Origin of the sequence: Stenotrophomonas sp. AS1 (assembly GCF_048957655.1) — a bacterium.
In the GTDB taxonomy this organism is placed as follows: domain Bacteria; phylum Pseudomonadota; class Gammaproteobacteria; order Xanthomonadales; family Xanthomonadaceae; genus Stenotrophomonas; species Stenotrophomonas bentonitica_A.
This window is the reverse complement of the sequence record NZ_JARVXM010000008.1, coordinates 465909-490962: the sequence shown is the minus strand read 5'-3', so window position 1 is coordinate 490962 and position 25054 is coordinate 465909. Positions and strand designations below refer to the sequence as shown.

The window sequence follows — 25054 nt, the reverse complement described above, 5'->3', positions numbered from 1 at the left end:
CTCCGGCGTCGGCCTGCGGCCGCCCCCTCCCCCTTTATTTCGCCTCCAAGGGTATGGGGGCCCAGCGCCCGACCCACCTGCGACAAAGTGAAGCAGCGCGTCACCGGGTCGCATGTGCCTTTCACGGATACAGGCCCAGACTGGTGCGGATTCCAGAAGCCAGTCGGAGGCGTCTCTTGGACGCGTTGTTGTTGTCCCGGATCCAGTTCGGGTTCGTCATCAGTTTCCACGTGCTGTTCCCGGCCTTCACGATCGGCACGGCCAGCTGGCTGGCCTTTGTCGAATCGCGCTGGCTGCGCACCGGCAATCCGGTCTGGCGCGAGCTGTATTTCTTCTGGCAGAAGATCTTCGCCGTGTCCTTCGGCATGGGCGTGGTCAGCGGCATCGTCATGGCCTTCCAGTTCGGGACCAACTGGCCGCGGCTGAGCGAGGTCGCCGGTACCGTGATCGGGCCGCTGCTCACCTATGAAGTGCTCACCGCGTTCTTCCTGGAAGCCAGCTTCCTGGGCGTGATGATGTTCGGCTGGGGCAAGGTCTCGCCGCGGCTGCATTTCTTCTCCACCTGCATGGTGGCGCTGGGCACGCTGGTCTCCACGTTCTGGATCCTGTCCTCCAACAGTTGGCTGCAGACGCCGGCCGGCTACGACATCATCGACGGCATCGTGCACCCGCAGAACTGGTGGCACGTGGTGTTCAATCCGTCCTTCCCCTACCGCCTGGCGCACATGGCGCTGGGCTCGTTCATCACCACGTGCTTCGTGATCGGCGGCGTGGGGGCGTGGTACCTGCGCAAGGACGTGCACCGCGAGGCCGGTCGCAAGATGCTGCTGGCCGCGGTGGGCTTCGCCGCGCTGACGGTGCCGGTACAGATCTTCGTCGGCGACATGCATGGCCTGAACACGTTGAAGCACCAGCCGATGAAGATCGCGGCGGTGGAAGCGCACTGGCATTCCGAAGGCGAGGGCAAGGGCGTGCCGCTGGTGGTGTTCGCCGTGCCCAACGAGAAGGCCGAGCGCAATGACTACGAGATCGCGATTCCGCGCCTGGGCAGCCTGATCCTCACCCATTCGCTGGACGGCACCTTCGATCCGCTGACCTCGGTGCCTGCCAGCGATCGGCCGCCGGTGGTGCCGGTGTTCTTCGCGTTCCGGGTGATGGTCGGGCTGGGCACGCTGATGCTGCTGCTGGCCTGGGTCTCGGCGTTCCAGTGGTGGCGCGGCAAACTGTTGCAGTCGCGCTGGTTGATCCGCGGCTGGAACTGGATGCTGCCCAGCGGCTTCATCGCGCTGATCTCCGGCTGGTTCGTGACCGAGATGGGCCGGCAACCGTGGGTGGTCTATGGCGTGCTGCGCACGGCCGATGCAGTCGGCCCGCAGAGTGCGTGGATGACGGCGTTGTCGCTCGGTGTGTACATCGTGGGCTATGCGTTCGTGTTCGGCTGGGGCATCTGGTACCTGGTGAAGATCATCCGCACCGGTCCCAAGCCGCATGAGCCGGCACCGAAGCTGGATGCCGGCAGCCACACCCCGGCGCGGCCGCTGTCCGGTGCCGATGAACCGCTGGAGGAGCGCTGAGATGGAGATGACCACCTGGTTGCCCGTGGCATGGTTCGCGGTGATCGGCTTCGGCGTGCTGATGTACGTGGTGCTGGATGGCTTCGTGCTCGGCATCGGCATCCTGGCGCCGATGGCCGAGGATGAAGAACAGCTCGACATCATGATGAATACCGCCGCGCCGATCTGGGACGGCAACGAAACCTGGCTGGTGCTGGGCGGGGCCGGGTTGATGGCGGCCTTCCCGAAGGCGTACGCCGCGCTGCTGTCCGCGCTGTACCTGCCGGTGCTGCTGCTGGTGGTGGCGCTGGTGTTCCGCGGCGTGGCCTTCGAATTCCGCTTCAAGGCACACCGCTCGCGCAAGCTGTGGAGCGTGGCGTTCGGCCTGGGTTCGCTGCTGGCCGCGTTCGCGCAGGGCGTGATCCTTGGCGCGCTCGTGCAGGGCCTTCAGGTCGTGGATGGCCGTTACGTGGGCGGCGCCTTCAGCTGGTTCAGCCCGTTCTCGATGCTGACCGGCGCTGCCGTGGTGTTCGGTTACGCGCTGCTGGGCAGCACCTGGCTGATCCTCAAGACCGAAGGCCGCGAGCAGACCTTCGCGCGCACTTTGACCCGCCCGCTGGTGGTCGCCGTGATCGTGTTCATGGGCCTGGTCAGCGCGTGGCTGCCGTTCCTGGATTCGCGCCTGATGGCGCGCTGGTTCAGCGATGGCAACTTCTGGTGGCTCTCGCCGGTGCCGTTGCTGACCTTGGCGGTCGCCACGGCGCTGTGGCGCAGCGCGATGCACCCCAAGCGCGATCTGCCGCCGTTCCTGTTGACGCTGGGCCTGTTCGTGCTGGGCTTCATCGGCCTGGTGCTGGGCATGTGGCCGTACCTGCTGCCCCCCAGCATGACGTTGTGGCAGGCGGCCGCGCCGGCCTCGTCGCTGAGCTTCAGCCTGGTCGGGCTGGTGATCCTGCTGCCGGTGATCCTGGGCTATACGGCGTGGTCGTACCGGGTGTTCCGCGGCAAGGTTCGGGCGGATGTGGGGTATCACTGAGAAAAGCGCGGTGGCTATTCCCGGTTCCGTGTGGGCGAGGGCGGTCAGACCCTGCCCGGACGCACCGTAAACCCATCCATGGGGGCTCGTGAGCGGCATCCATGCCGCTCCAACGGTCCCGGCAGGGTCTGACCGCCCTCGCCCGGCAGAGTCTGCCTCGTCGGTTGGAAGAAGCCAGTCGTAAAAGAAGGGTCAAGGGCAGCCAATTCAAGAGCAGCCGACCAGTGGTCGGCTCTACCAGAGCCACAGCCACAGCCACAGCCACAGCGAGAGATCGCCTTACTCATCAAGAAAAAGTGTCAGGCAACCGATCGGGCACCGTCTGCTTTTGATGTTACCCATGCGCACCAGCCAACTGTCGAAGGGACGGTGTGGGTGGGGTGGCGGGACCATGTGTTGCCATGGATGGCAACACATGAGCTTACATGGACGTACTTGCAGCGGGTCCCGACACCCCACCCACGCCGACCCAGCCCAGGTACGACCGGAAAACCAAGGCTTTGGCTCAGCCGTGCAGCCCCTCGATCTCCACCAGCAGCTCCGCGCGGCACACCTCCGCATGCAGCACCACGAACGGCGGTGCCGTCGGCAGCGCCGCCATCTGCGCCGCCACCAGGCCCATATCCTCCGCCCGGCGCACATACACCTTGAGCACCGAGCCCGAACCCAGCACCGGTGACAACGACGGCCGCTGGCCGCGCGCCGTATCCACCAGGCTCTGCAGATTCGTCAGCGTCTCGCGCAACTGCTCATCCACCGCCCCCGTGTGCTGCGACACATGGCCCACGATCGCCGCCGTCCCCGACTGCAGCAACGGCAGGCCCGTCGCCAGCGGCGGCAGCAGCGCACGCGAAAAACTGGGCGACTGCGGCCCGTACTGGCGCGGATACCGGAACGCGCTCACCTGGCGCGGATTCTCCAGCGGCTGGCCCGGTTCACGCGCGGCCAGCCAATACACCTGCAGGCGGCGCTCGCCATCGAAACGGCCGATGCAGGTCGCGGCCGGGAGCGCGGCCTCGTCCAGCTCGCGCAGGCCACGGACGCGGCCCACGCAGAAGCGCCGATAACGTTCCTGGTCACCGTCGCCCTCGGTCACGGCATCAAGATAGTTCCAGGTCCGCAGCAGGTGCGGATAGCCGCACCGCGACAGGAACGCGCTCATCCGCGCGTAGGCCTCGGCCGCAGCCGATTCGATATCGCTGTCGGTCTCCTCGATCTCCAGCACCCCGAACAGCAGGCTGTCGTTGTGCGACCAGCGCACCCCGTCGGTGACCCCGTGTTCGACCGGCGTGCCGCCGCGCCAGACCTCGATCTGCGCCGGGCCCTGTTCGGCCAGCGGCACCTGCAGCCAGCGCGGGTCGTCCAGCGTGGCGCGGGGAAGGCCGAAGCCGAACACGGCAAGTGTGCGCGGGTCGGCCAGTGCCGCCTCGCGCTGCGTGGCCGGGACGTACGCGACACGGAACAACGCGGGTCCGGAGGAAGGGGAAGCGACTGCCGGGGCCGTTGCGTTGTCGATCGTGTTGCTCATTTCAGAATGTGAATGCAGCCAGTGCCGAGAGTGTCATGATAGCGTGCGCTCCTTTCCCGGCGCCGCCACCGGTGCCAGGCGATGTCGACGGCCTTCTCCTGGTACCCATCCATCATGTTGGCGGGAATGATTGAGTTTTCTGTAATCGATTGGGCGGCGTGGGCGCCGGGCATCACCACCCACGCGCAGTGGCAGGCGTGGGCGAAGGCCCCCTGGCTGCCCACCGGTGAGGACACCCCCGCGTTGTCCGAAGTGCCCGCCATGCAGCGACGTCGCATCGAGCGGCTCGGACGCATGGCGATCCAGACCGCCTGCTGGTGCGAGCAGCCCGACGACGATGGCCGGGTGCCGCTGGTGTTCGCCTCGCGGCACGGCGACGTGGCCCGGTCGATGGAGCTGCTCAACACCCTGAGTGCGGACCAGCCGATGTCGCCGACCGGCTTCGGCCTGTCGGTGCACAACGCGATCGCCGCGCTGTACTCGATCGCCCGCGGCCAGCGGGGCAACTATCTGGCCCTCGCGGCCGGCCGGGCCACGGTGGAAACGGCCTGCGTGGAGGCCTTCGGGCTGCTCGCCGATGGTGCGCCGGAGGTGCGGCTGGTGGTGTACGAATCGCCACTGCCGCCGATCTATGCCGGCTTCGCCGACGAGCCCGACCCTTTCTTCGCGTGGTGCTGGCGGCTCGGGCCGGCCAGCGGCCCGGGCACCCGACTGTCGCTGGGCTGGGGTGCCGGCGGCGAGGATCGTCCCTCCGACGGTCTGCCGCATGGCCTTGAAGCGCTGCGCTTCCTGCTGGCGGGGTCGCCTTCGCTGGGCCTGGAGGCCGACGGCCAGCACTGGAGCTGGCAACGCCATGGCTGAGCGCTGGCCGGCCCGGATCAACCGTGCCTGGCGGGTGCTGGGCACGGGGCTGAGCTTTGCCGCCTTCGGGATCGGCGGGCTGGTCCTGGGCGGGATGCTGTTCCTGTCCCTGTTGCTGGTCCGCGACCCGGTACGCCGGCGCGTGCTGGCGCGGCGCCTGGTCCAGGCCGGTTTCGCCACCCACGTCGGCCTGATGCGCCGGCTGGGGCTGATGACCTACGAGATCCGCGGGGGCGAGCGCCTGCAGCGCAACGGCCTGCTGATCCTGGCCAACCATCCGACCCTGATCGATGTGGTGCTGCTGATCGCCCAGCTGCCCAATGCCGACTGCGTGGTCAAGCAGGCCGTGGCCCGCAACCCGTTCATGCGCGGCCCGGTCCGTGCCGCCGGTTATGTCTCCAATGATGATGGGGCCGGGCTGGTGGACGACTGCATCGCCGCGGTCCAGGCCGGCGGCAACCTGGTGATCTTCCCGGAAGGGACCCGCACCGTGCCCGGGCAGCCGCTGCGCCTGCAGCGTGGCGCGGCCAACATCGCAGTGCGGGGCCGGCTGGACATCACCCCGGTGCGGATCACCTGCACCCCGCCGACCCTGACCAAGGGCCAGAAATGGTATCGTGTGCCATCACGGCGATTTCACGTTCAGCTGGAAGTCGGGGAGGATCTCCCGATCGCCCCGTTTCTGAACGAGACCGGCGATGCGCCCAGGGGGGATGCCTTGGCGGCCAGGCGTGTGACCGATCATCTTGCCCATTACTTCGACTTCGCTGGAGACCCGACCCGTGCAGGCACTTGAGCACGAGATCAAGGAATTGATCATTTCATCGCTTTCACTGGAAGACATCACTCCCGAAGACATCGATTCCGCCGCCCCCCTGTTTGTCGAGGGGCTGGGCCTGGATTCGATCGACGCGCTGGAACTTGGATTGGCCCTGCAGAAAAAGTACGGTGTCAGTCTGTCAGCCGATTCGGAAGAGACCCGTCGCCATTTCTCCAGCGTGCGTGCCCTGAGCGAGTTTGTCGCCGCACGCCAGCCGTCCTAACGGCGCGTCAGGATTTACCCATGACCAAGAACGAACTTTTCGAGCGCATCGTCAAGATCCTCAAGGACAGCTTTGAGATCGAGCCGAGCCGCATCACGCCTGCCGCGCGGCTGTACGACGACCTGGACATCGACAGCATCGACGCGGTCGACCTGATCGTGCAGCTCAAGCCGCTGCTCGGCCGCAATCTGCAACCGGAAGCGTTCAAGCAGGTGCGTACCGTGCAGGACATCGTGGATGTGGTGCACGGGCTGTTGCCCGGTCAAGCGGCCGCCTGACGGCCATCGCTGAAGACTGACCATGGTCCGGGTACGCGTCGCGGCGTTTGCGTTGCTGTCGCTGGCATACCCGCTGGTGGTGTACCTGTCGCTGGGCCGGTTCGAGCCGCGCTGGTTGTCGCTGCTGCTGTTCACCCTGGCCGCGCTGCGCGCGCTGACCACCCGCCAGGCGGTGTGGTGGGTGGCCGCGCTCGGTACCGGCGTGCTCGCCCTGGTCGCCACGGCCTTCAACCAGGCGCTGCCGCTGAAGCTGTACCCGGCGCTGGTGAATGCGGTGATGCTGGTGATCTTCGCTACCAGCCTGCGTTTCGGCCCCAGCGCGGTGGAGCGCCTGGCGCGGCTGAGCGAGCCGGACCTGCCGCCGTTCGCCGTGATCTATACCCGCCGCGTCACCTGGATCTGGTGCGGCTTCTTTGTTCTCAACGGAAGTCTGGCCCTGGCCACGGCGCTGTGGGCGTCCAACCAGGTCTGGGCGTTCTACAACGGATTGTTGGCGTACGTGATGATGGGTGCTCTGTTTGGTGGGGAATGGCTGGTCCGGCGACGGGTCAAGGCGGCGCATGCGCATGGCTGAGTGGATCGCACTGGACCGGTTGGCGCTGGTGCCGCGCCCGGGCCGCATCGTCGGCATCGCCGGCGACACCGTGGTGGACCATCCGCAGTTCCGCACGCAGGTGCTGCGCTGGCAGCAGGCCTTCGCACGCGCGCCCGGCACCGACTGGGCGCTGTATTTCGATGACACGCTCACCTTCGCCGCCGCCCTGTTGGGGGCGTGGCATGCCGGCAAGCGTGTGTTCCTCGGGGGCGACAACCTGCCGGCCACGCTGGAAGGATTGAGCCCGCGCGTGGCCGGTTTTGCGGGTGACGTGCCGTCGCGCTATGCGTCGCTGCAGCCGGATCCGGAGGTCGATCCCGCCGTCGTGCTGCAACCGCTGGATGAAGCCGCACTGGCACTGGTGGTGTTCACCTCCGGCAGCACCGGTGCGCCGAGCGCGATCGTCAAACGCATGCGCCAGCTGACCCGCGAGGTGGATGCGTTGCAGGCCGCCTTCGGCGAGCAGATGGACGGCGCGCAGGTGCAGGGCACGGTCTCGCACCAGCACATCTACGGCCTGCTGTTCCGCGTGCTGTGGCCGCTGGTGGCCGGCCGCGCGATCCAGCCGCGCCGGTTTTTCCATGAGGATCTGGTCAGCGCGCTGGGCGGCCAGCCGTCGGTGCTGGTGGCCACCCCGGCCCACCTCAAACGGTTGCCCGAACAGCTGGACTGGTCCTCGCTGGGCGGCCAGCTGCGTGCGGTGTTCTCCTCCGGCGGCCCGCTGCCGACCGAGGCGGCGCTGCAGGTCCGCGCCCTGATGGGCGTGGCCCCGACCGAGGTCTTCGGCAGCAGCGAGACCGGTGGCGTGGCCTGGCGGCGCTGGAGTGCCGCCCAGCCGCAGTGGCATCCGTTGCCGGGCGTTGCCTGGCGGATCGAGGAAGGTTGCCTGGCGGTGCGTTCGCCGCACCTGGACAACGACGACTGGTGGCTGACCCAGGACCGCGCCGTCGCCGATGACGGCCACAGCTTCCGGCTGCTCGGCCGCGCCGACCGCATCGTCAAGATCGAAGAGCGCCGCGTCTCGCTGGACGCCCTCGAACAGCAGCTGCGTGCGCACCCGGCGGTGCAGGACGTGCGCGTGCTGGTGCTGCCGGGCGCGCGCGAACAGCTGGCCGCCGTGGTGGTGCCGCAGGCGGCGGGCGCCGCGAACTGGGACGATGCACAGCGCCGCCGCCAGGCGCAGCAGCTCGGCGCGCATCTGGCCCAAAGCCACGATGCCGTGACCCGGCCGCGCCGCTGGCGTTTCATCGACGAACTGCCGCTCAACGCGCAGGGCAAGGTTACTGCCGCGGCACTGGCGGCCCTGTTCCGGCCGCTGATGCCGACCCCCGAGTGGCAGCAGCGCGATGCCACCAGCGCCTCGCTGCAGTTCGTGCTGGATCCGGACCTGGTCGCATTCGACGGGCACTTCCCGCAGGCCAGGATCCTGCCCGGCGTGGTCCAGCTGGACTGGGCGATCCACTACGGCCGCAGCGCATTCACGATGCCGCCGCAGTTCCTGCGCATGGACGCGGTCAAGTTCCAGCACGTGGCCCGCCCGGGCGACTGCCTGCAGCTGAGCCTGGGCTGGGATGCGGCCAGGTCGGCGATGAGCTTCCGCTACGTCTCCGTCCATGGCGTGCACGCCAGCGGCCGGGTGGTGTTTGGTGATGCGTGATGACCCCGGTAACGGCATGAGCAGATCGGCCTTCGCCCCGCTGGTGGTGATCCCGGTGTACGACCACGCGCATGCGATCGGTGCGGTGGTGCAGGGCGTGCTGGCCAGTCGGCAGCCGTGCCTGCTGGTCGACGATGGCTCGCACCGTGAGTGCGCGCAGGTGCTTGATGCGCTGGCCCGCGAGCACGCACCGCAGGTGACGCTGCTGCGGCTGGCGGTGAACCAGGGCAAGGGTGGCGCGATGCTGGCCGGCTTTGCCGAAGCCGCGCGCCTGGGCTACAGCCACGTGCTGCAGATCGATGCCGACGGCCAGCACGAGACCGCCGATATCCCCCGTTTTGTCGCGCTGTCGCAGGCGCAGCCGGAGGCGGTGATCTGTGGTATCCCGCGCTATGACGCCAGCGTGCCCAAGGCACGCCTGTACGGCCGCTACGCCACGCATATCTGGGTCTGGATCAACACGCTGTCGCTGCAGATCCGCGACTCGATGTGTGGCTTCCGCCTGTATCCACTGGCCCCGGTGATCCGCCTGATGGGCGAGGAAACCATTGGCCGGCGCATGGATTTCGACAGTGAAATCCTGGTGCGGCTGTTCTGGCGTGGGGTGAAGGTGATCAGTGTGCCGACCGCCGTCACCTATCCCAGCGATGGCGTCTCGCACTTCGATGTGTGGCGCGACAACGTGCGCATCAGCCGCATGCACGCGCGCCTGTTCGTCGGAATGCTGTGGCGCGCGCCGCGGCTGCTGTGGCAGCGCATCGCAGGGCCCGGCGCATGACCACGCCCGCCCCCGGCAGTGCCCCGCACTGGGCCGACATCGGCGAGTCCACCTCGGCCGCCGGCGTGCTGTTCCTGTGCTGGGTGCACCGCTGGTTCGGCCGCTGGCCGTTCCGGCTGTGCGTGTACCCGGTGGTGCTCTGCCACTGGTTGAGCAACCGGGTCGCGCGCGAATCGTCGCTGCAGTACCTGGAGCGCCTGCAGGCCCATACCGGCGTGTTCCCCTCGGCACCCGGGCGCTGGCAGAGCCTGAAGCACTTCGCGCTGTTTGCCGACACCATGCTGGACAAGCTGCTCGGCCTGGGCGGCCGCTATCCGCCCGAGCACATCCATCTGCAGCGCGACCTGGTGCTGGACAAGATCGCGCGCCGCGAAGGCGGGCTGATCCTCACCGCGCACATCGGCTGCCTGGAGCTGTGCCAGGTATTGGCCGAGCGGGTGCCGGGCTTCCACATCACCGTGCTGGTCCACACCGCGCACGCGCAGCGCTTCAACCGCCTGATGCAGCGGCTCGATCCGCTGGCCTCGGTGGAGCTGCTGCAGGTCACCGACATGGGCCCGGCCACCGCGGTCGAGCTGCAGCGCCGGGTCGAGGCGGGTGGTTTCGTGGCCATCGTCGGCGACCGCGTGCCGCTGCGTGGCGGGCGCACCGTGCCGGCCCCGTTCCTCGGCCACACCGCTCAGTTCCCGATCGGCGCCTATGTACTGGCCGCGGCGCTGGCGTGCCCGGTCTACACCATGGCCTGCCTGCATCACGGCCGCGGCTACCAGGTGCGCTTTGAACAGTTCACCGACCGCATCGTATTGCCGCGCGGTTCGCGTGACGCCGCGCTGACCGCGCAGGCGGAACATTTCGCCCGGTGGCTGGAAGTTCAGGTCACCCAGGCACCCTTGGACTGGTTCAATTTCTTCCCCTTCTGGGATCAGGCATCTCATGGCAAGTAAGGCCGATCAGGCACCCTCCGTCCGCTTCGGCGATGCGCCGCTGACCATCGAAGACGTGGTCGCGCTGTCACAGCGCCAGGCCCAGGCCGTGGTCACCGACGATGCCGCGTTCACCGCGCACATCCAGCGCGGCGCGGACTTCCTCGATCGCCTGCTGCGCGAAGACGGCGTCATCTACGGGGTGACCACCGGCTACGGCGATTCGTGCACGGTGAACATTCCGCCGGCGCTGGTGGCCGAACTGCCGCACCACCTGTTCACCTACCACGGCTGTGGCCTGGGGCGTTTCCTGGACCCGCAGGAAACCCGTGCGGTGATCGCCGCGCGCCTGGCTTCGCTGGTGCGCGGCATGTCCGGGGTCAGCCACCCGCTGCTGCAGGGCCTGGCCACGCTGCTGCGGCATGACGTGCTGCCGCTGATCCCGGCCGAAGGCTCGGTCGGCGCCAGCGGCGACCTCACCCCGCTGTCCTACGTGGCCGCGGTGCTTTGCGGCGAGCGCGAGGTGATGTACCAGGGGTCGCGCCGCCCGGCGGCCGAGGTGCTGGCCGAGATCGGCATGGCGCCGCTGCGGCTGCGCCCCAAGGAAGGCCTGGCGATCATGAACGGCACCGCCGTGATGACGGCGCTGGCCTGCCTGGCGTACGACCGCGCCGACTACCTGACCAGGCTGGCCACGCGCCTGACCGCCTTCAACGTGCTGGCCAGTGACGGCAACGCCCATCATTTCGATGAAATGCTGTTCGCTGCCAAGCCGCACCCGGGGCAGACCCGGATCGCCGCGCGCCTGCGCCAGGACCTGCACAGCGACCGGCCGCCGCGCAACGAACAGCGCCTGCAGGACCGTTACTCGCTGCGCTGCGCCCCGCACGTGATCGGGGTGGTGCAGGACGCCCTGCCGTTCTTCCGCCAGCTGATCGAAACCGAACTCAACAGCGCCAACGACAACCCGCTGATCGATGTCGAGGGCGAGCGCATCCTGCATGGTGGCCACTTCTACGGCGGCCACATCGCCTTCGCGATGGACGCGCTGAAGAACACCATCGCCAATCTGGCCGACCTGCTCGACCGGCAGATGGCGCTGGTGGTGGATGCACGCTTCAACCATGGCCTGCCGGCCAACCTGTCGGCCGCCACCGGTGAGCGCGCGGCGATCAACCATGGTCTGAAGGCGCTGCAGATCAGTGTCTCGGCGTGGACCGCCGAAGCGCTCAAGCAGACCATGCCGGCCTCGGTGTTCTCGCGTTCCACCGAATGCCACAACCAGGACAAGGTCAGCATGGGCACCATCGCCGCGCGCGACTGCCTGCGTGTGATCGAGCTGACCGAGCAGGTCGTGGCGGCGCTGCTGATCACCGCCCGCCAAGGCGTGGCGCTGCGTGAGCGCGTCGGCATGAAGGCCACGCTGCACGGCGATCTGGCCGCGATGTACCAGGACCTGTCCGAGCGCATCGCCCTGATCGAGGAGGATCGCGCGCTGGATGGTGAGCTGCGCGCCCTGCTGGACGATATCCGCGCACAGCGCTGGGAGCTGTATGTCCACGAATGATCTGAGCTTCGAGGTCGCGCTGTCGCCGGCCTTCCATGACTGCGATGCGATGCAGGTGGTCTGGCACGGCAACTATTTCAAGTACTTCGAGATCGCGCGTTGCGCCCTGCTGCAGCGCCATGACTACGACTACCCGCAGATGCGCGATTCCGGTTACCTGTGGCCGGTGGTCGATGCGCGGGTGAAGTACATCCGCCCGCTGCTGTACGGCCAGGCACTGCGCGTGCGCGCCACGATCACCGAGTGGGAAAACCGCCTGAAGATCGCCTATGAAATCGTGGATGCGGACAGCGGTACCACGCTGACCCGCGCCCATACCATCCAGGTCGCGGTCGACGCGGCCACCAATGAAATGCTCTACCTGTGCCCGCCGGTGCTGTGGGAGCGTCTTGGAGTGCAACCGCAATGAACCGTTTCCTGCGCATGCTGTGCGTGCTGCTGATGCTGGCCATGGTCGCCCCGGCGTTCGCCGCCACCGATGTGGAGGCAGTCAAGCAGCGCGTGGCGAAGGTCGACGTGCTGCGCGGCGAGTTCACCCAGGAGAAACAGGTCGCCGGGTTCAAGAACCCGCTGCGCTCGCAGGGTCGCTTCGTGCTGGCCCAGGACCACGGGGTGGTCTGGACCACGCTCAAGCCGTTCCCTTCCGAGGTGGTGGTCACCCGCGACCGCATCCTGAGCCGGCAAAGCGATGGCAGCAGCCGGGTCGAACTGGATGGCCGCCAGCAGCCGGCGATGCGCTCGGTCAACGCGATCATGTTCGCGCTGATGAGTGGCGATGCGCAGGCGCTGTCGGCGCAGTTCACGGTCAAGGTGGAAGTGCTGCCCGGCAACGCGTGGAAGATGCAGCTGACCCCGCGCTCGGCCATGCTCGGCAAGGTGTTTGCGCAGCTCACTCTGAGCGGTGACCGCTACGTGCGCGAGGTGCAGATCAACGAGGCCAACCAGGATGTCACCCGCATCCACTTTGCCGGCATGAGCGATACGCCGGCGGCGTTGAGCGCCGACGAGGGCCGCAAGTTTGAATGACGTGCTGACGTCCAACGGCCGCCTGCAGCGCCTCTGGCGCTGCCTGGCCATTGCCTGGCTGCTGGTGCTGATCGGCCTGGGCGTGCAGCAATGGCAGTTGTGGAAGAGCGAATCGCGGATCGATACCGACATCCTCGCGCTGTTGCCGCAGGATGCGCACGACCGCCTGCTGTCCGATGTCACCCGCCGTATCGCCGATGCCAACGCGCGCCAGATCGTGGTGTTGCTGGGCAGTACCGATGCGGCGCAGACCAAGGCGGCCGAGGCCGCATTCCGCGATGCCATCAAGGTGGAGCGGGGCGCTGCCCCGCTGCTCCAGGAAAGCGGCTCGATCGAAGGCTGGTTCGATCAGGCACGGGCGTTCTACGCACCGTATCGCGACCGCCTGCTGACCAGTGCACAGCGCGAGCGGCTGCAGAACGAACCCACCGATGGCCTGGCCGAATCGGCACTGGCGGCGCTGTACGGCCCGATGGGCGCGCCGCGCCTGACCGAGTGGCGCCAGGATCCGCTCTCGCTGTGGCCGCAGTGGTGGCAGGAGCGCGCGCTGGGTTCGGGCCTGCAGATGGGCGATGACGGCCTGCTGGAAGCCGATGGAAAGCATTGGTCGATCGTGCAGTACGACACGGTCGGCTCGGCGTTCCAGCTCGATGGCGAGCGCCATATCGACCTGCTGCTGGACACCGCCGCCGAGGCCGCCATGAAGCAGGCGCCGGGTCTGGAAGTGCTGCGTGCCGGCGTCCCGCTGCATGCGGAAGCCGCGGCCGTGCAGGCCAACTGGGAAATCAATACGATCGGCTGGGGGTCGCTGGCCGCGGTACTGCTGCTGGTATGGCTGGCGTTCCGTTCGCTGCGCCCGATCCTGCTGGTGGCCGCCTCGCTGCTGATCGGCTGTGGCGTCGCGCTGGCGGTGACGGTGCTGGTGTTCGGCAAGGTGCATGTGTTGACGCTGGTGTTCGGTGCCTCGCTGGTGGGCGTGGCCGAGGATTACGGCATCCACTGGTTCGCCTCGCGCCAGGCCGAACCGGCGGACCGCCGCTGGAAGCTGCTGCGGCACCTGCTGCCTGGCCTGTGGCTGGCGCTGTTGACCAGCGCACTGGCCTATCTCGCGCTGGGCCTGGCGCCGTTCCCGGGGCTGCGCCAGATGGCGCTGTTCTCGGTGGTCGGCCTGGCCGCCGCCTTCCTGACCGTGATCTTCTGGTTCCCGTGGCTGGATGGCGGCGAAATCCGTCGTACCGGCTTCGCCCGCTGGCTGGGCGCCACGCTGGAGCGCTGGCCGCGCCTGCACGGGCGCAAGGCGGCGATGTTCCTGGGCGTGGTGACGGTGCTCTCGGCGATCGGCATCGCCCGTCTGCAGACCAATGACGACCTGCGCAGCCTGCAGTCATCGCCGCCGGACCTGATCGCCCAGCAGATCCGCATCAGCCAGATGCTGGGCATGCCCAGCCCGGCGCAGTTCTATCTGGTCCAGGGCGATACCGCCGAGCAGGTGCTGGAGCGCGAAGAGGCACTGATCGATCGCCTGCGCGTGCTGGAAGCGGGCAAGCAGATCGGTGGCTACCGGGCGATCAGCGACTGGCTGCCCTCGCAGCAGCGCCAACATGCCGATGCGGCCCTGACCGCCAAGGTCGAGCCGCAGGTGCTGGCACGGGTCGGTGCGGCGGTGGGTGAGCCACTGCTGCGCCCGGCCTATGCTGCGCAGGACCTGCAGGCCGACGCCTTCCTTGCCTCGCCGGCAGCCATGCCGTTCCGACATCTGTGGCTGGGCACGGTCGGGAAGGGCGTGGCGTCGGTGGTGATGGTCGATGACCTCTCGCGTGCCGATGCGCTGGCGCTGCTGGAAGCACAGGCCAAGGGCATCGATGGCGTGCGCTGGGTGGACCGGACCGCCGATTTCTCGCAGCTGCTCAAGCATTACCGCAAGCTGATGAGCGGGCTGCTGCTGATCGGCATCGCACTGGTGTTTGCGGTGCTGTTCTGGCGCTACCGCGGCCAGGCCTGGCGCGTGCTCGCCCCGACCCTGATCGCCGGCGCACTGACACTGGCGCTGCTGGGGCTGTTCGGCCAGCCACTGCAACTGTTCAACGTCCTCGCGCTGATGCTGCTGCTCGGCATGGGCATCGACTACGGCATCTTCCTGATCGAACACCGCGGTGATGCCAGTGCCTGGCTCGCGGTCTGCGTGGGCGCGGCCAGCACCTGGTTGTCGTTCGGCCTGCTCGGGCTGTCGGCCACGCCGGCGCTGCGCGCCTTCGGGTTGACCCTGTTGTTCGGCATCGGCCTGGTCTGGCTGATCTCGCCGCTGTTCCGCCCGCCACCGCACGACGCACCGCACTGAGCGACCGCGTTTCCCTCTCATGATCTGATCAAGGATGTATCGATGAACCCGCAGGTGGAACGTACTGAAATCCTCGTCATCGGCGCCGGCCCGGCCGGCTCCGTGGCGGCGGCGATGCTGCGCCGGCAGGGGCGCCAGGTGCTGATCCTGGAGCGCCAGGCGTTTCCGCGGTTCTCGATCGGCGAGAGCCTGCTGCCGCAGAGCATGGAATACATCGAGGCGGCCGGGCTGCTGCAGGATGTGGTGCAGGCCGGGTTCCAGTACAAGAACGGTGCGGCGTTCGTGCGCGGCGAGGCGACCACCGAGTTTGATTTCCGCGACAAGTTCTCGCCGGGCTGGGGCACCACCTACCAGGTGCAGCGCGCCGACTTCGATGACGTACTGGCGCGCGGTGCCGAGCGCATGGGCGCTACGCTGCGCTTCGGTGACGAGGTGCTGTCCGTGCAGCCCGGGCGTCCGGCGCAGGTGCAGGTGCGCCGGCCCGATGGCAGCGAGTACACCATCGAGGCCGGTTTCATTCTCGACGCCAGCGGCTTCGCCCGGTTGCTGCCGCGCCTGCTGGACCTGGAGTCGCCGTCGAATTTCCCGGTGCGCGGTGCGATCTTCTGCCATGTGCGCGACCACATTCCGGCCGGCGCAGGCTTTGATCGCAACAAGATCCTGATCACCACCCATCCCGAGCACGTGGACGTGTGGTACTGGACGATTCCGTTCTCCAACGGTTGCTGTTCGCTGGGCGTGGTGGCCGAGCCGAGCTTCTTCGCGCGCTACCCGGGCACCGATCTGGAGAAGCTGCAGGCCATCGTCGGTGAGGATCCGAACCTGGCCCGCCTGCTCGGGAACGCCGAATGGGCGGTGCTGCCGGTGCGCACCATCACCGGGTACTCGGCCAATGTCTCCTCGTTGTGGGGCGAAGGCTATGCCCTGCTCGGCAACGCCGGCGAGTTCCTCGATCCGGTGTTTTCCTCGGGGGTGACCATCGCGTTCAAATCGGCCCAGCTGGCCAGCGATTGCCTGGCCCGCGAGCACGCCGGTGAAACGGTGGACTGGGAACAGGACTTCTCGGTGCCGCTGCGCGCCGGGGTGAAAACCTTCCGGCGTTTCGTCGAGGCCTGGTACGCCGGTGGCTTCCAGAAGATCATCTACCATCCCGATCCGCAGCCGGAGGTGCGCCGCATGATCTCCTCGATCCTGGCCGGCTATGCCTGGGATACCAACAATCCGTACGTTGCCGACGCCAGCGGCCGGCGCCTGCGCGTGCTGGAGGAACTGTGCAGCGCCTGATCCTGACCCTGTTGTTGAGCCTGCTGCTGGCCGCATGCGCCAGCACCCGCATGCCCACGCCGCTGGTACAGCTGCCCGTGCTGCAGCTGGCGCCCTCGGCATTGCCGCAGCCGGTGCAGCTGCAGCAGCGCCTGCAGTTCCGCTTCGGCAGCCACGAGCGTGAGCTGGATGCCCTGCTGGAGGTGGATGCCGAACAGGTGCGGCTGGCGGTGCAGGCGATGGGCCAGACCGGCGTGCGCATCGTCTGGGACGGGCAGCATCTGGAACAGACCCGGGCCCCGTGGCTGCCGCCGCAGGTGCGCGGCGAGCGCGTGCTCGACGACCTGCAGTTCGCGTTGTGGCCCGCCGCGGCGATCCGTGCCGCGCTGCCGGACGGCTGGAGCCTGCAGGAAGCCGACGGCGTGCGCAGCCTGGTCCAGGGCGGCACACCCTGGCTGGTGCGCGAGACATTGCCCGATGGTCGCGTGCGGCTGCGCAACCTGGCCGAGGGCTACGAACTGGTGATCGAATCAATGGACATGGGGCAGGGCCAGGAGTGAGCAGCAGCGCGGTCTATCTGAACGAGCTGGGGGTGATCTGCGCACTGGGGGCCGACCGCGCCCAGGTGCGCGAGGGCCTGTTCGCGGCGCAGCCCGGCGGGCTGCACGACAACGACACCCTCCTGCCCGGCCGCACGCTGGCGCTGGGCGAAGTGCAGGCGCCGCTGCCGGACCTGGCCGACCTGCCGGTCGCCCTGCGCGGCCGCAACAACGGCCTGCTGGACGCTGCGCTCGGCCAGATCCGCGAGGCCGTCGATGCCGCCGTCGCCCGTTTTGGTGCCGAGCGCGTGGCGGTGATCATCGGTACCAGCACCTCGGGCATCGGCGAGTCGGAGCACGCACTGCGCACCTATCACCGCGATGGCGTGTGGCCGGCGGATTTCCATTACGCCCAGCAGGAAATGGGCACCGCCGCGCGCTTCGTGCGTGAGCGGATCGGCAGCACCGGCCCGGCCTGGACGATCTCCACCGCGTGCTCGTCCAGCGCCAAGGCGCTGATGTCGGCCGCACGCCTGCTGCGCGCCGGCGTGGTCGATGCGGTGGTCGCCGGCGGGGCGGACTCGATGTGCCGCTTCACCGTGGCCGGGTTCAGCGCGCTGGAGTCGGTCTCGGCGGTGCGCTGCAATCCCTTCTCGGTAAACCGCAGCGGCATCAACATCGGCGAAGGCGCCGCGCTGTTCCTGATGACCCGCGAGCCGGGCCCGGTGCGCCTGTCCGGCTGGGGCGAATCGTCCGATGCCCACCACATGTCCGCGCCGGATCCGCAGGGACGTGGCGCGATCGATGCCATGCAGCAGGCCCTGGACCGGGCCGGGCTGGCGCCGGCGCAGATCGACTACGTGAACCTGCATGGCACCGCCACCGGTCACAACGATGCGATGGAAAGCCAGGCGGTCGCCGCGGTGCTGGGCACGCAGGTGCCGGCCAGCTCGACCAAGCCGCTGACCGGGCACACGCTCGGCGCCTCGGGCGCGATCGAAGCGGCGCTGTGCTGGATGACCCTGGCCGACAACCCGGACCAGCAGCTGCCCACCCACTGGTGGGACGGGCAGCCCGATGACGCCTTGCCGGCGCTGGCCCTGGTGGCACCGGGCACGCGCGCTGCGCAACCGCTGCAGCACGTGCTCAGCCATTCGTTCGCCTTCGGCGGCAGCAACGCCGTGCTGGCCCTGGCGCGAGGATGAGCATGCCGCTGCCCGATGACATCGATGCGGTGCTCCCGCACCGCGACAGCATGCGCCTGATCCACCGCGTGGTGGCGTGGCAGGACGAGTCCATCGCCGTTGAGGTGGACGTGCCCGCGCAGGGGCTGTTCTGCACGCCTGATGGCGTGCCCGCCTGGGTCGGGGTGGAGTACATGGCGCAGGCGATCGCCGCCTGGGCCGGGTGCCGCGCACGCCACGCCGGCCGCGCGCCGTCGATCGGCTTCCTGCTTGGCACCCGCCGGTACACCGCCCACCAGCCGTTCTTTGCCGCCGGCAGCTGCCTGCGGGTGGAGGCGAACTGCGAGTTGTTGGGCGAGAATGGCCTGGGCATGTTCGCCTGCCGGATCCTGGCGGGCGATATCGAAATGGCGGTTGCCAACGTCTCCGTGTTTGAACCCACGGACGCGATGGCCTATCTGGAGAGTGGAGAGGCATGACAGGGAATCTGACCGTGCTGGTGACCGGCGCCAGCCGGGGCATCGGCCGTGCCGTGGCGCTGCGTTGCGCGCGCGACGGCTTCGATGTGGTGGTGCATTGCCGCAGCCGCATCGAGGAAGCACAGGCCGTGGTGGCCGAGATCCAGGCGCTGGGCCGACAGGCCCGGGTGCTCATGTTCGACGTGAGCGACCGCGATGCCGCGCGTACCGCGCTGGAAGCGGACATCGACGCGCACGGCACGTATTACGGGGTGGTCTGCAATGCCGGCATCGCCCGCGATGGCGCCTTCCCGGCGATGCCGGCCGAGGATTGGGATGCGGTCATCCACACCAACCTGGACAGCTTCTACAACGTGCTGCACCCGCTGGTGATGCCGCTGGTGCGCCGGCGCAAGCCCGGCCGCATCATCACCTTGTCCTCGGTCTCCGGCCTGGTCGGCAACCGCGGCCAGACCAACTACAGCGCGGCCAAGGCCGGCATCATCGGCGCCACCAAGGCGCTGGCGCTGGAGCTGGCCAGCCGCGCGATCACGGTCAACTGCGTGGCCCCCGGGCTGATCGAGACCGAGATGGTCAATGAAGAAGTGGTCGAGCACGCGCTCAAGCTGATCCCGGCCAACCGCCTGGGCCAGCCGGAGGAGGTCGCTGCCGCGGTCTCGTTCCTGCTCTCCGAATCGGCCGGCTACATCACCCGCCAGGTGATCTCGGTGAACGGAGGGATGGTCTGATGGCCCGCCCCGATCGTCGCGTGGTGGTCACCGGCGCGGCTGCCATCAGCCCGCTCGGGCAGGACTGGGCGAGCATCCGTGCGCGCCTGCAGGCCAGGACCAATGCGGTGCGCTACATCCCCGAGTGGGAGGTCTTCGATGGCCTCAACACCCGCCTGGCTGCACCGGCCGAAGATTTCGAGCTGCCGTCCAACTACAACCGCAAGACCACCCGCAGCATGGGCAAGGTCGCGGTGATGTCGGTGCGCGCCACCGAGCTGGCGCTGGAGGCGGCCGGCCTGCTCGGCCATCCGGTGCTGCGCAGTGGCATGGCCGGCGTGGCCTATGGCTCGTCCTCGGGCAGCCACGAGGCCACCGCCGAGTTCGGCCGGATGCTGCATGAGCACACCACCGAAGGCATCAGCGCCACCACCTACCTGAAAATGATGAGCCACACCTCGCCGGTGAACATTGGCGTGTTCTTCGGCTTGTCCGGGCGGGTCTACACCACCTCCAGCGCCTGCACCTCGGGCAGCCAGGGCGTGGGCTCGGGCTATGAAGCGATCCGCAGCGGCAAGCAGACCGTGATGGTCACCGGCGGTGCCGAGCAGCTCGACGCCACCGCCGCCGCCGTGTTCGACACCCTGTTCGCCACCAGCGTGCGCAACGATGCGCCGCAGACCACGCCCAGTCCGTTCGATGCCCACCGCGACGGCCTGGTGCTGGGCGAGGGCGCCTGCACGCTGATCCTGGAAGAGCTGGAGCATGCCCAGGCCCGCGGCGCCACGATCCTGGCCGAAGTGGTCGGCTACGGCACCAACAGCGACGGCCAGCACGTCACCCAGCCCAGCGCCGGGACCATGGCGCAGGCCATGCGGCTGGCGCTGGAGGATGCCGACCTGGCTGCCGACCGGATCGGTTACGTCAACGCGCACGGCACCGCCACCGAGCATGGCGACATCGCCGAAACCCAGGCCACCCACCAGGTGTTCGGCCCCGGCGTGCCGATCAGCTCGCTCAAGAGTTATGTGGGTCACATGCTCGGTGCCTGCGGCGCGTTCGAGGCCTGGCTGAGCATCGAGATGATGCGCGAGGGCTGGTTCGCCCCCACCCTGAACCTGTACGAGGTCGATCCCCGCTGCGGCGCGCTGGATTACATCCATGGCGACGGCCGTGCCCTGCAGACCGACTACGTCATGAGCAACAACTTCGCCTTCGGCGGCATCAACACCTCGTTGATCTTCCGCCGCTGGCAGGACTGACCGCAGTTTCCGGCCCGCGTCGCGGGCCGGCCGTTCCGTAGACCCCTCGCATCCCCCCAACAAGGAGAAAGTTGAATGCGTCGTTTTGCCCTGATCGCCGCCACCGCGCTGCTCGCCCTGGCCAGTACCGCCCAGGCCCGCGAAACCCGTGTCGAGCAGTCGCTGCATGAGCTGGTCAATTCCGCTGAAGCCCGCAACGTGGGCATCGACGGCAGCGTGAAGTTCTATCTGGCCGGTGAAAAGGTCAGCGTAGTGGAACGCCTGGGCGAGGACGTGACCAACAAGAAGACCAACGCCGCCAACAAGAGCGATGCCGAAGCCTGCCGCTGGGTGGCGCTGTCGGCGCTGCGCGCGCTGCAGGATGGGGCAAAGTCGCGCGGTGCCAATGCCGTGGTCGACATCGTCAGCTACTACAAGAAGAACGAGTTCAAGAGCACCACCAACTACGAATGCTATGCGGGCGCGATCCTGGCCGGCGTGGCGCTGAAGGGCACCTACGCCAAGGTGAAGTGAGCCCCCGGGCCACCGTCCCTGCCGGGGCGGTGGTCCATGCAGCGGCCAACGCAGGTACCGGCGGCATCGCCGCAGCGACGCATTCATCACAGCGCCATCGGCAGACTGCAGCGGCGCCCAGCTGAACGACATCACGACATTGATGAACCTGATGCTGTCGCGTGACGGAAAACCGACAGTAGACAGTGCACGTGGCTTTCACCTGTGCCGGCTTTCCTCCACAATCATTGTCATTCACTACCCTGGGCAACGCCCTGCGGCATGCAAGCCTACGTCTATAAAAACCAACGCAAGCAGGACAGCTTCGTCTATCTCGCCGTTCGTGATGACTTCTCGGTCATCCCTGACGCGGTAAAGGCCTCGCTGGCGCCGTTCCAGTTCGTTCTCGAAGTGGCCCTGACTCCCGACCGTCGCCTCGCCCAGGTCGATGCCGCACAAGTGCGCCAGAACCTGACCGAGCGTGGATTCCATCTGCAGTTGCCGCCGCCTCCGTTGGCGCCGGTCAGGTTCCCGCGACGCAATGATTGAATCCCAACGCCCCCGCGCCGTCGCATCTGCTGCCGCCCTCGGTGCGCTGCTGGCCCTGGCTGCGGCCATCGGCGGCGTGCCCGGTGCCGTGTGCGCCGCATTGGCCCAGCCGGCGTTCGCGCTGGCGGTCTCGTGGTGGCGCCGCACCCGCTCGCTGCAGCCGCTGCCGCAGGTGGTCCGTCAGGATGCGCCTGCGCTGCTGGCGCTGTGGGGGCTGGGCCCGCTGCTGCTGACCCTGCTGGTGGCCTGGCCGCTGAGTGCCCTGCACGACAGCGGCAGCCTGGCCGCCGTGCTCGGCGTGAGCGTGGCGGTCAGCGCCGCGCTGCTCGGGGTCTGGCGGACCTGGCCGCTGTGGAATGACGTGGAACGCAGCGAAGGCAGCCTGGCCCGTCACTGGCAGACCCTGGCCGGACGCGACCTGACCGCCTGGCGCGGGCTGGCCGTTGCTGCGCTGGTGGTGCTGGTGTGCGCGCTGGTGGTGCTGCCGGCGTGGCCGGGCCTGGTCTCGGCGGCGCTGCACTGGCCGATCGCCGCTGCAGTGGTACTGCTGTCCCCGCTGGCGCACGTGCTGCTGCAGGCGATTGCCCCCGCATCGACCCTGAGCGCACCGGTACCGGCAGAGACCCGCGGTGACCGCGATGATCTGTTCGCCGACGCGTACGCCGAGCCCAAACCGCTGGAATCGATCAGCCTGCACGAACAGCAGCCGGCGCTGTACGACGCGGCGCGCAGCGGCCGGGTCGACCGTGCCCTGCAGTTGCTGCAGGCCGGCGCCGACCCGCACGGGCTGCCCGATCCGGCCTGGCGCGACCAGCGCAGCCTGGCCGTGCTGGCCGCGGTGCTGCCCGACCTGCGCCTGCTGCGCGAACTGATCGCGCGCGGCGTGGGCGTCAATGCCCCGCACCGTGGCATGACCCCGCTGCTGGCCGCTACCCGCGACAGTTGGCACGGTCGCCCCGAGGCGGTGATGACCCTGCTCGCCAATGGCGCCGACCCGCGCGCGGTGGACAGCGAGGGCAACACGCCGCTGCATCACGCGGCGCGCAGTTCCGATCCCGGTGTCGCCGCGCTGCTGCGCGATGCCGCCGCGGAAGTGGACGCGCTCAATGATGACGGCTGGTCGCCGCTGGCCGTGGCCTGCCAGGTCGGCAACTGGCGGCTGGCCAAGTTCCTGCTCGAACGCGGGGCCAAGACCGAGCCGGCCGAGGGCACGCCCGTGCTGCTGGCCGCGGCCGGGACTGAAGAAGACGACCCGGCCGGTGTGCAGCTGCTGCTCAAGCACAAGGCCCGCGCCGATGCGCGCGACCGCCAGCGCCGCAGTGCGCTGCACGAAGCTGCGCTGGCCGGCCATGTCGACATCATCGACGTGCTGCTGGCCGCCGGCGCCAACCTGGAAGCACGCGATGCACTGGCGCGCACGCCGTGGTTGGAGGCCGCGCGCGGTGGCCGGGCCGGCGTGGTCGAACACCTGCTGCCGCACCATCCCGACCTCAATGCGGTGGATGGCGAAGGCCGCAACGCCGTGCTGCTGGCCTGCATGGCCGACAACGTCTCGCCGCTGCTGGTGCGCCGCCTGCGCGACCTGGGCATCGCCGCCGACGTAGCCGATCCGCAGGGCCGACGCGCGGTGGACATCGCCGCCGGTGCCGGGCGCTGGGCCATCGTGTCGCTGCTGGATCCGTCCTATCCGCTGCCCTCGGCGGTCAGCGATGGGCTGGTGATGTCCGGTGACAGCGATGCGGCTCCTGCGTCGCTGCCGGACCGCCCGCCGCTGGAACTGCTGCGCGAAGCACTGAGCTTCGGCAACGTCGAGGGCATGGCGGCCCTGGCCCGCCTGTGCGCGCCCGAAGAACTCGGTGCGCTGCTGCACGATGCCGAACTGGCTCTGGACCCGCAGGCGCTGGACTGGCTGCTGGCACATGGTGCGGCCCCGGAAGTGCTCGATGCCTGCGGAGATACCCCGATGTTCGCGCTGCTGGCGCGCGGCATCGATGCGGTGCCGGCCCTGCAGGTGCTGCTGCGCCGCGGCCTGTCCCCGGCCGGTCGCGGTGGCCTGGCGCGCCTGCTGAGCGCCTGCGCCCAGCGTGACCACGCCTCGCGTGGCCTGGAGCAACTTGCACTCGAACTGCTGGAACGCGGCGCCGACCCGTTCGCGCCGTCGCCGGCGGGCGACCCGCCGCTCTCGCTGGCCGTCCGCCTGGACTGGCTGCGCCTGCAGCAGGCCCTGCTGACGCTGGGCGTGGACCGCGAAGCGCGCGACAGCCATGGCATGACCGCCCTGCATCTGGCCACGGCGCTCGCGCGCGAAGGCTCGATCAAACTGCTGGTGCAACAGGGCGCCTCACCCGAAGCCCGCGCCGCCGACGGCCAGACCCCGCTGGGCGTGGCACTGTCGATCGGCCGCCGCGACCTCGCCGACTGGCTGGACTGGCGGGTGTGGCCGTTGCCGCGCCGCGCGCTGCGCGACGGTGACCTGCCGGCCGCTGCGATGGCCGGCGATGCCGATGCCGTGCGTCGCCTGATCGACCTGGGGTTCGGGGTCGATGCCGTCGACGCCCAGGGCTGCACTGCGCTGCTGCGCGCCGCTGGTGGCGGTCACCTGGCCGTGGTGGATCTGCTGCTGACCCGCGGTGCCAACCCGCAGCATGCCGCCGCCAGTGGCGCCACGCCGCTCTCGGCGGCAGTCAGCATGCGCCAGGTGGATATCGTCTCGGCGCTGCTCGATGCCGGTGCCGAACTCGAATACCGCCTGCCGGGCGGCGTCACCGTGCTGATGCTGGCCTCCGCACTGGGCCTGCCGGACATCGTCTCGCGCCTGCTCACCGCCGGTGCCAACGTGCACGCCGGCGATGCCCAGCAACTGGGTCCGCTGCACTGCGCGGCGCTGTACGGCTTCAGTGCGCGGGACCGTGCGCGTCTGCTCGCCCTGCTCGACACCCTGCTGCTGGCCGGTGCCGAACCGGACCAGGCCGCCGCCGGCTCGGTCACGCCGTTGCTGCTGCTGCTCGGCGCACGCGCCGAGCCGGGCACCGCCTGCGACGAGCAGATCGTGCTCGCTGCGGTGGAGCGTCTGCTGGACGAAGAGGTCTCGCTGGACGTGCGTGATCCGCGTGGCTTCGGTCCGCTGCATCTGGCGGCGCTGCACGGCCTGCCGCTGCTGGTGCAGCGCCTGCTGCGTGCCGGTGCCGATCCGGATGTACGCGACGCGCTCAACCGCAGCCCGCGCGAGATCGCGGTGATGCGCGGCTTCATCGACGTCGCTGGCGAATTCGAACCGCTGGTGCCGGGCGTCTCCTCGATGGCCCGGTTCCTGCGCGATAACGGCTGACTCCGCGGTGGGTAGTGCCGGCCGCTGGCCGGCAGCGGATCAATGATGCACGCGACGGTGCATCCGCA

24 protein-coding genes are annotated in these 25054 nt (G+C 68.8%); 23 read left to right on the top strand and 1 reads right to left on the bottom strand.

Translation table 11 applies throughout. The features are described from left to right. The first annotated feature begins 176 nt into the window (after positions 1–176). Both PV764_RS16800 and cydB read left to right on the top strand, forming a co-directional pair. Positions 177–1574, top strand: coding sequence for a cytochrome ubiquinol oxidase subunit I (locus PV764_RS16800; RefSeq protein ID WP_421117126.1), 1398 nt, complete (start codon positions 177–179; stop codon positions 1572–1574). A gap of 1 nt (position 1575) precedes the next feature. Next, positions 1576–2589 (top strand): cytochrome d ubiquinol oxidase subunit II, encoded by a 1014-nt coding sequence (cydB, locus tag PV764_RS16795; RefSeq protein ID WP_019185501.1) that lies wholly within the window; start codon positions 1576–1578, stop codon positions 2587–2589. Positions 2590–3094: 505 nt separating this feature from the next. Here the strand turns inward: cydB and PV764_RS16790 are convergent. Beyond that, on the bottom strand, positions 3095–4117 hold the full coding sequence (locus tag PV764_RS16790; RefSeq protein ID WP_421117125.1) for a pteridine-dependent deoxygenase: 1023 nt from the start codon (positions 4115–4117) through the stop codon (positions 3095–3097). Positions 4118–4243: 126 nt separating this feature from the next. Here PV764_RS16790 and PV764_RS16785 point away from each other — a divergent pair, with 126 nt between their 5' ends. From PV764_RS16785 to PV764_RS16685, 21 genes are all read left to right on the top strand, one after another. Beyond that, positions 4244–4978, top strand: coding sequence for a beta-ketoacyl synthase chain length factor (locus PV764_RS16785; protein WP_421117124.1), 735 nt, complete (start codon positions 4244–4246; stop codon positions 4976–4978). Further along, positions 4971–5774, top strand: a complete 804-nt coding sequence (locus PV764_RS16780; protein ID WP_019185498.1) for a lysophospholipid acyltransferase family protein — start codon at positions 4971–4973, stop codon at positions 5772–5774. Before PV764_RS16785 ends, PV764_RS16780 begins: the two co-directional genes overlap by 8 nt. Next, positions 5761–6021: a phosphopantetheine-binding protein gene (locus PV764_RS16775; RefSeq protein WP_019185497.1), complete on the top strand. Its 261-nt coding sequence runs from the start codon at positions 5761–5763 to the stop codon at positions 6019–6021. Before PV764_RS16780 ends, PV764_RS16775 begins: the two co-directional genes overlap by 14 nt. 20 nt (positions 6022–6041) lie before the next feature. Continuing rightward, positions 6042–6299, top strand: a complete 258-nt coding sequence (locus PV764_RS16770) for an acyl carrier protein (RefSeq protein WP_019185496.1) — start codon at positions 6042–6044, stop codon at positions 6297–6299. A gap of 22 nt (positions 6300–6321) precedes the next feature. Beyond that, positions 6322–6873: a membrane protein gene (locus PV764_RS16765; RefSeq protein WP_019185495.1), complete on the top strand. Its 552-nt coding sequence runs from the start codon at positions 6322–6324 to the stop codon at positions 6871–6873. Continuing rightward, complete coding sequence (locus PV764_RS16760; RefSeq protein ID WP_026070144.1) at positions 6866–8551, top strand: AMP-binding protein; 1686 nt, start codon at positions 6866–6868, stop codon at positions 8549–8551. Before PV764_RS16765 ends, PV764_RS16760 begins: the two co-directional genes overlap by 8 nt. After that, positions 8544–9329, top strand: a complete 786-nt coding sequence (locus PV764_RS16755) for a glycosyltransferase family 2 protein (RefSeq protein WP_046272605.1) — start codon at positions 8544–8546, stop codon at positions 9327–9329. The genes PV764_RS16760 and PV764_RS16755 overlap by 8 nt, the downstream gene beginning before the upstream one ends. Next, entirely contained in the window at positions 9326–10273 is a 948-nt protein-coding gene (locus tag PV764_RS16750; RefSeq protein WP_019185492.1) for an acyltransferase, read from the top strand. Before PV764_RS16755 ends, PV764_RS16750 begins: the two co-directional genes overlap by 4 nt. Then, a complete protein-coding gene (locus PV764_RS16745; RefSeq protein WP_046272606.1) occupies positions 10263–11819 on the top strand; it encodes an HAL/PAL/TAL family ammonia-lyase in 1557 nt (518 codons plus the stop codon). The genes PV764_RS16750 and PV764_RS16745 overlap by 11 nt, the downstream gene beginning before the upstream one ends. Next, positions 11806–12228: an acyl-CoA thioesterase gene (locus PV764_RS16740; RefSeq protein WP_046272607.1), complete on the top strand. Its 423-nt coding sequence runs from the start codon at positions 11806–11808 to the stop codon at positions 12226–12228. The genes PV764_RS16745 and PV764_RS16740 overlap by 14 nt, the downstream gene beginning before the upstream one ends. Beyond that, positions 12225–12845, top strand: a complete 621-nt coding sequence (locus PV764_RS16735) for an outer membrane lipoprotein carrier protein LolA (protein WP_019185489.1) — start codon at positions 12225–12227, stop codon at positions 12843–12845. Before PV764_RS16740 ends, PV764_RS16735 begins: the two co-directional genes overlap by 4 nt. After that, positions 12838–15183, top strand: a complete 2346-nt coding sequence (locus PV764_RS16730) for an MMPL family transporter (protein WP_421117123.1) — start codon at positions 12838–12840, stop codon at positions 15181–15183. The genes PV764_RS16735 and PV764_RS16730 overlap by 8 nt, the downstream gene beginning before the upstream one ends. A gap of 42 nt (positions 15184–15225) precedes the next feature. After that, complete coding sequence (locus tag PV764_RS16725; protein ID WP_019185487.1) at positions 15226–16467, top strand: NAD(P)/FAD-dependent oxidoreductase; 1242 nt, start codon at positions 15226–15228, stop codon at positions 16465–16467. Beyond that, the gene (locus tag PV764_RS16720) at positions 16455–17006 is read left to right on the top strand and encodes a DUF3261 domain-containing protein (RefSeq protein ID WP_284128623.1); all 552 of its coding nucleotides are present in this window, start codon (positions 16455–16457) and stop codon (positions 17004–17006) included. The genes PV764_RS16725 and PV764_RS16720 overlap by 13 nt, the downstream gene beginning before the upstream one ends. Then, positions 17003–18190: a beta-ketoacyl-[acyl-carrier-protein] synthase family protein gene (locus PV764_RS16715; protein WP_046272610.1), complete on the top strand. Its 1188-nt coding sequence runs from the start codon at positions 17003–17005 to the stop codon at positions 18188–18190. The genes PV764_RS16720 and PV764_RS16715 overlap by 4 nt, the downstream gene beginning before the upstream one ends. Next, positions 18187–18648: a hypothetical protein gene (locus tag PV764_RS16710; RefSeq protein WP_019185484.1), complete on the top strand. Its 462-nt coding sequence runs from the start codon at positions 18187–18189 to the stop codon at positions 18646–18648. Before PV764_RS16715 ends, PV764_RS16710 begins: the two co-directional genes overlap by 4 nt. Continuing rightward, positions 18645–19376 carry a 3-oxoacyl-ACP reductase FabG gene (gene fabG / locus PV764_RS16705; protein ID WP_421117122.1) on the top strand — a complete coding sequence of 244 codons (732 nt, stop codon included), beginning with the start codon at positions 18645–18647 and terminating at the stop codon, positions 19374–19376. Before PV764_RS16710 ends, fabG begins: the two co-directional genes overlap by 4 nt. Next, positions 19376–20617 carry a beta-ketoacyl-ACP synthase gene (locus PV764_RS16700; RefSeq protein WP_421117121.1) on the top strand — a complete coding sequence of 414 codons (1242 nt, stop codon included), beginning with the start codon at positions 19376–19378 and terminating at the stop codon, positions 20615–20617. Before fabG ends, PV764_RS16700 begins: the two co-directional genes overlap by 1 nt. Before the next feature lie 75 nt (positions 20618–20692). After that, a complete protein-coding gene (locus PV764_RS16695) occupies positions 20693–21130 on the top strand; it encodes a hypothetical protein (RefSeq protein WP_046272614.1) in 438 nt (145 codons plus the stop codon). Between the two features lie 261 nt (positions 21131–21391). Continuing rightward, positions 21392–21658: a YcgL domain-containing protein gene (locus PV764_RS16690; protein WP_421117119.1), complete on the top strand. Its 267-nt coding sequence runs from the start codon at positions 21392–21394 to the stop codon at positions 21656–21658. Then, a complete protein-coding gene (locus PV764_RS16685; RefSeq protein ID WP_421117118.1) occupies positions 21651–24986 on the top strand; it encodes an ankyrin repeat domain-containing protein in 3336 nt (1111 codons plus the stop codon). The genes PV764_RS16690 and PV764_RS16685 overlap by 8 nt, the downstream gene beginning before the upstream one ends. Positions 24987–25054: the final 68 nt, after the last annotated feature.

What these genes read in the sequence shown, in the direction of transcription:
- PV764_RS16710 (WP_019185484.1), top strand. Translation starts at nt 18,187, where the DNA reads ATGAGCATGCCGCTGCCCGATGACATCGATGCGGTGCTCCCGCACCGC.
- PV764_RS16690 (WP_421117119.1), top strand. Translation starts at nt 21,392, where the DNA reads ATGCAAGCCTACGTCTATAAAAACCAACGCAAGCAGGACAGCTTCGTC.
- PV764_RS16695 (WP_046272614.1), top strand. Translation starts at nt 20,693, where the DNA reads ATGCGTCGTTTTGCCCTGATCGCCGCCACCGCGCTGCTCGCCCTGGCC.
- PV764_RS16785 (WP_421117124.1), top strand. Translation starts at nt 4,244, where the DNA reads ATGATTGAGTTTTCTGTAATCGATTGGGCGGCGTGGGCGCCGGGCATC.
- PV764_RS16790 (WP_421117125.1), bottom strand. Translation starts at nt 4,117, where the DNA reads ATGAGCAACACGATCGACAACGCAACGGCCCCGGCAGTCGCTTCCCCT.
- PV764_RS16745 (WP_046272606.1), top strand. Translation starts at nt 10,263, where the DNA reads ATGGCAAGTAAGGCCGATCAGGCACCCTCCGTCCGCTTCGGCGATGCG.
- PV764_RS16765 (WP_019185495.1), top strand. Translation starts at nt 6,322, where the DNA reads ATGGTCCGGGTACGCGTCGCGGCGTTTGCGTTGCTGTCGCTGGCATAC.
- PV764_RS16780 (WP_019185498.1), top strand. Translation starts at nt 4,971, where the DNA reads ATGGCTGAGCGCTGGCCGGCCCGGATCAACCGTGCCTGGCGGGTGCTG.
- cydB (WP_019185501.1), top strand. Translation starts at nt 1,576, where the DNA reads ATGGAGATGACCACCTGGTTGCCCGTGGCATGGTTCGCGGTGATCGGC.
- PV764_RS16760 (WP_026070144.1), top strand. Translation starts at nt 6,866, where the DNA reads ATGGCTGAGTGGATCGCACTGGACCGGTTGGCGCTGGTGCCGCGCCCG.
- PV764_RS16740 (WP_046272607.1), top strand. Translation starts at nt 11,806, where the DNA reads ATGTCCACGAATGATCTGAGCTTCGAGGTCGCGCTGTCGCCGGCCTTC.
- PV764_RS16770 (WP_019185496.1), top strand. Translation starts at nt 6,042, where the DNA reads ATGACCAAGAACGAACTTTTCGAGCGCATCGTCAAGATCCTCAAGGAC.
- PV764_RS16700 (WP_421117121.1), top strand. Translation starts at nt 19,376, where the DNA reads ATGGCCCGCCCCGATCGTCGCGTGGTGGTCACCGGCGCGGCTGCCATC.
- PV764_RS16725 (WP_019185487.1), top strand. Translation starts at nt 15,226, where the DNA reads ATGAACCCGCAGGTGGAACGTACTGAAATCCTCGTCATCGGCGCCGGC.
- PV764_RS16750 (WP_019185492.1), top strand. Translation starts at nt 9,326, where the DNA reads ATGACCACGCCCGCCCCCGGCAGTGCCCCGCACTGGGCCGACATCGGC.
- PV764_RS16685 (WP_421117118.1), top strand. Translation starts at nt 21,651, where the DNA reads ATGATTGAATCCCAACGCCCCCGCGCCGTCGCATCTGCTGCCGCCCTC.
- PV764_RS16735 (WP_019185489.1), top strand. Translation starts at nt 12,225, where the DNA reads ATGAACCGTTTCCTGCGCATGCTGTGCGTGCTGCTGATGCTGGCCATG.
- fabG (WP_421117122.1), top strand. Translation starts at nt 18,645, where the DNA reads ATGACAGGGAATCTGACCGTGCTGGTGACCGGCGCCAGCCGGGGCATC.
- PV764_RS16755 (WP_046272605.1), top strand. Translation starts at nt 8,544, where the DNA reads ATGCGTGATGACCCCGGTAACGGCATGAGCAGATCGGCCTTCGCCCCG.